The following is a 4591-nucleotide window of genomic DNA, read 5'->3' as shown; positions in this document are numbered from 1 at the left end:
GCAAAATGCCCGAAAACCCTGGCCAAGGCAAATGCAATATAGAGCACAAAGGATATATTTTCTTAACGTTAAGTTCTTAAGGTTAAATTAATATTCAGCCACTATTATTTGGCTCTAACTGGATAATCCTCATTTAGCCTCCTGTTTATGACTTAATAAATAAGAGGATCGCAGTATCCAAATGGCTAAAGGAAATATAATGTCTGATTTTCTGCCTTTCTCTCGCCCGGCGATAGGTACGGAAGAACTTGCCGCAATCAAAGCGGTTCTTGATTCCGGATGGATTACGACCGGCCCGAAAAATCAGCAACTGGAAGAGGCCTTCTGCCAGCTGACGGGAAACCACCACGCTATTGCCGTCAACTCCGCCACGGCAGGTATGCATATCGCCCTCATGGCGCTGGGAATCGGTGCCGGTGATGAAGTCATCACCCCGTCAATGACCTGGGTTTCCACCCTGAACATGATTGTGCTATTGGGCGCCACCCCAGTGTTGGTGGATGTCGACCGCGACACGCTGATGGTCACCGCTGAGCACATTGAAGCTGCCATAACGCCGCGCACGAAAGCCATTATTCCCGTCCATTACGCCGGCGCACCGGCTGATCTGGATGCCATTTACGCCCTTGCGGAACGTCACGGCATTGCGGTTATCGAAGATGCCGCCCACGCGGTCGGGACTTATTATCAGGGTCGTCACGTCGGCGCACGAGGTACCGCGATTTTCTCCTTTCACGCCATCAAGAATGTCACCTGCGCAGAGGGAGGACTGATCGTCACCGATGATGAGCCACTCGCCCGGCAGTTACGCGCCCTGAAATTCCACGGACTCGGCGTGGATGCCTACGATCGCCAGACCTGGGGTCGCGCGCCTCAGGCCGAGGTAGTGACACCAGGTTACAAATACAATCTAACCGATATTAACGCAGCGATGGCGCTGGTTCAGTTAGACAAACTAGAGACACTAAACCGTCGCCGGGCAACTATCGCCCACGCGTACCAACAAGCGCTGGCCGATCTGCCGTTTCAACCGCTGAGCCTGCCGTCATGGCCCCACGTCCATGCATGGCATCTGTTTATTATTCGTACCGACGAAGAGCGCTGTGGCATCAGTCGTGACGCGCTGATGGAGGCGCTCAAAGCCCAGGGAATCGGGACCGGTTTGCATTTTCGCGCGGCGCACACGCAGAAATATTACCGCGAGCGCTTTAACACCCTGTCGCTCCCCCATACCGAATGGAACAGCGCACGTATCTGCTCGCTACCGCTGTTTCCTGATATGACCCCGGCGGATACCGCTCGTGTCATCACCGCACTTCGCCAGATTGCAGGTAAATAACCATGTTTGAAGCTCTTCCGATTACGAAAGTGTCGGTGGTGATCCCTGTCTATAACGAACAGGAAAGCCTGCCGGAACTGTTCAGGCGAACCACTGCGGCCTGCGAGAGTCTGGGAAAAGACTATGAAATCCTGTTGATTGATGACGGTAGCAGCGACCACTCTGCCCGGTTGTTGATCGACGCATCAGAAGCTGAAGACAGCCACATCGTTTCGATTTTACTCAATCGCAACTACGGGCAGCATTCCGCCATCATGGCGGGATTCAGTCACGTTACTGGCGACCTGATCATTACGCTCGATGCCGATCTGCAAAACCCGCCGGAAGAGATCCCGCGTCTGGTGGCAAAAGCCGATGAAGGGTATGACGTCGTTGGCACCGTACGCCAGAATCGTCAGGACAGTCTGTTCCGTAAAACCGCCTCGAAGATGATCAACCATCTGATTCAGCGCACCACGGGCAAAGCCATGGGCGACTACGGATGCATGCTTCGCGCCTATCGCCGGCACATTATCGATGCCATGTTGCATTGTCATGAGCGCAGCACATTTATCCCGATTCTGGCGAATATTTTTGCCCGGCGCGCCACGGAGATCCCCGTTCATCACGCGGAACGTGAATTTGGTGATTCCAAATACAGCTTTATGCGGCTGATTAACCTGATGTACGACCTGGTGACCTGCCTGACGACGACGCCTTTGCGCATGTTGAGCCTGCTCGGCAGCGTCATCGCCGTTACCGGATTTACTCTGTCGATACTCCTCGTCATTCTCCGCCTGACGCTGGGGCCACAATGGGCGGCTGAAGGAGTATTCATGCTGTTTGCCGTTCTGTTTACCTTTATCGGCGCGCAGTTCATCGGCATGGGATTACTCGGCGAATATATCGGTCGAATTTACAACGATGTTCGCGCCCGCCCCCGCTATTTCGTCCAGCAAGTTATTCGTCCGGAAAGCCCGCACTCTACAAAGGAAAATCAATAATGAAAGCCGTTGTCTTCGCGTATCACGATATGGGCTGTCTGGGCGTTCAGGCCGTGCTCGACGCCGGCTATGACATTGCCGCCATTTTTACACATGCGGATAATCCAGGAGAAAACACGTTTTTTGGCTCCGTTTCTCGCCTGGCCGCTGAGGCGGGGATCCCGGTCTACGCCCCGGATGACGTGAACCATCCAATCTGGGCTGAGCGTATCAGCCAACTCGCTCCTGACGTTATTTTCTCTTTCTATTACCGTCATCTGCTCAGCGATGCAATTCTGGAACAGGCTTCGGCAGGCGCATTCAACCTGCACGGTTCACTCCTGCCAAAGTATCGCGGTCGCGCCCCGTTGAACTGGGTGTTGGTGAATGGCGAAAGTGAAACCGGCGTGACGCTGCACCGCATGGTCAACCGCGCCGATGCAGGCGCCATTATCGGGCAACAGCGTGTCGCTATTTCGCCTGACGATACGGCCCTTACGCTACATCATAAGCTTTGCCAGACCGCCCGACAGGTGCTGGAACAGGCACTACCCGCTATCAAACGCAGAGAGACGCGTGACGTTTTGCAAAACGAGAGCGACGCAACGTACTTTGGTCGTCGCACGCCTGAAGATAGTTTCCTGACGTGGAACCGACCGGCAACGACGCTGCACAACATGGTGCGGGCGGTCGCGGCCCCCTGGCCGGGCGCGTTCAGCTATTCCGGCACGCAAAAATTCACCATCTGGTCATCCCGCGTCCACCCACAGCCCCAGACCGCGCAACCGGGTACCGTGATTTCCGTCGCGCCCCTGCTGATCGCCTGTTCCGAAGGCGCGCTGGAGGTAATGACCGGACAGGCGGGTAACGGCATCACCATGCAGGGTGCACAGTTAGCGCAGGTACTCGGCCTGGTTGCGGGGTCTCGTTTAAACAGTCAGTCACTGGCCACCAGCAAGCGCCGTACCCGCGTGCTGATCCTCGGCGTGAATGGTTTTATTGGCAACCATCTTACCGAACGCCTGCTGCGCGAAGACCACTACGAAATCTATGGTCTGGATATCGGCAGCGATGCGATTGGTCGATTCCTCAACCATCCGCGTTTTCATTTTGTGGAAGGCGACATCAGCATTCATTCTGAATGGATCGAATATCACGTTAAGAAATGCGACGTGGTGCTGCCGCTGGTGGCCATTGCCACGCCAATTGAATATACCCGCAACCCGCTGCGCGTTTTTGAACTGGATTTTGAAGAAAACCTGAAAATCATTCGCTATTGCGTGAAATACCGTAAGCGGATCATTTTCCCATCAACTTCTGAAGTGTACGGGATGTGTACCGACAAAGTGTTTGATGAAGACAGCTCGAATCTGATTGTCGGGCCGGTCAATAAACCCCGCTGGATTTACTCGGTGTCCAAACAGCTTCTCGACCGTGTCATTTGGGCCTATGGCGAAAAAGACGGGCTCCGATTTACCCTCTTTCGCCCCTTCAACTGGATGGGGCCGAGACTCGACAGCCTCAATTCTGCGCGAATTGGCAGCTCACGCGCCATCACACAGTTGATCCTTAACCTGGTGGAAGGCTCACCGATTAAGCTTATCGAAGGCGGAAAACAGAAACGCTGCTTTACGGATATCCGCGACGGCATCGAAGCGCTGTACCGGATCATTGAAAATGCGGGGGGTCGCTGCGACGGTGAAATCATCAACATCGGCAACCCGGAAAACGAAGCCAGCATCAAGGAACTGGCGGAAATGCTGCTGGAGAGTTTCGACAAACATCCACTGCGCCATCATTTTCCACCGTTTGCCGGGTTACGGGTGGTTGAGAGCAGCAGCTATTATGGCAAAGGCTATCAGGATGTGGAGCACCGTAAGCCCAACATCCGTAATGCAAAACGTTGCCTGGACTGGGAGCCTACCATCGATATGCGCGAAACGGTTGACGAGACGCTGGATTTCTTCCTGCGCAGTGTAGATCTCACGGAACATTCATCATGACAAAAGTCGGCTTGCGTATTGATGTCGATACCTTCCGCGGCACCCGCGAAGGCGTGCCGCGCCTGTTAGCGTCATTGAGCCGATACCACATTCGGGCAAGTTTTTTCTTTAGCGTTGGGCCTGACAATATGGGGCGCCATCTCTGGCGCCTGATTAAACCGCAGTTTCTGCGGAAAATGCTGCGCTCAAACGCCGCATCTCTTTACGGCTGGGATATTTTGCTGGCCGGTACCGCCTGGCCGGGAAAAGAAATCGGTCGCGCCAACGCGGAGATTATCCGTGAAGCG

Annotated in this window: 3 protein-coding genes and 1 pseudogene; all 4 read left to right on the top strand. The window is 54.5% G+C overall.

The features are described from left to right. Positions 1-199: 199 nt before the first annotated feature. Complete coding sequence (arnB, locus tag AB7E14_RS20825) at positions 200-1339, top strand: UDP-4-amino-4-deoxy-L-arabinose aminotransferase (RefSeq protein WP_316962478.1); 1140 nt, start codon at positions 200-202, stop codon at positions 1337-1339. Positions 1340-1341: 2 nt separating this feature from the next. Then, complete coding sequence (gene arnC, locus AB7E14_RS20820; protein WP_316962477.1) at positions 1342-2322, top strand: undecaprenyl-phosphate 4-deoxy-4-formamido-L-arabinose transferase; 981 nt, start codon at positions 1342-1344, stop codon at positions 2320-2322. Continuing rightward, positions 2322-4304, top strand: a complete 1983-nt coding sequence (gene arnA, locus AB7E14_RS20815) for a bifunctional UDP-4-amino-4-deoxy-L-arabinose formyltransferase/UDP-glucuronic acid oxidase ArnA (RefSeq protein WP_216081284.1) — start codon at positions 2322-2324, stop codon at positions 4302-4304. The genes arnC and arnA overlap by 1 nt, the downstream gene beginning before the upstream one ends. Further along, a pseudogene (locus tag AB7E14_RS20810) lies at positions 4301-4591 on the top strand (4-deoxy-4-formamido-L-arabinose-phosphoundecaprenol deformylase); the annotation flags it as partial. The gene arnA and the pseudogene AB7E14_RS20810, both read left to right, overlap by 4 nt.

This window comes from Citrobacter sp. (genome assembly GCF_050252275.1).
Lineage (GTDB): Bacteria > Pseudomonadota > Gammaproteobacteria > Enterobacterales > Enterobacteriaceae > Citrobacter_A > Citrobacter_A amalonaticus.
Note: the sequence above shows the minus strand (reverse complement) of the source record. Positions and strands in the feature narration are given on the sequence as shown.

What these genes read in the sequence shown, in the direction of transcription:
- arnB (WP_316962478.1), top strand. Translation starts at nt 200, where the DNA reads ATGTCTGATTTTCTGCCTTTCTCTCGCCCGGCGATAGGTACGGAAGAA.
- arnC (WP_316962477.1), top strand. Translation starts at nt 1,342, where the DNA reads ATGTTTGAAGCTCTTCCGATTACGAAAGTGTCGGTGGTGATCCCTGTC.
- arnA (WP_216081284.1), top strand. Translation starts at nt 2,322, where the DNA reads ATGAAAGCCGTTGTCTTCGCGTATCACGATATGGGCTGTCTGGGCGTT.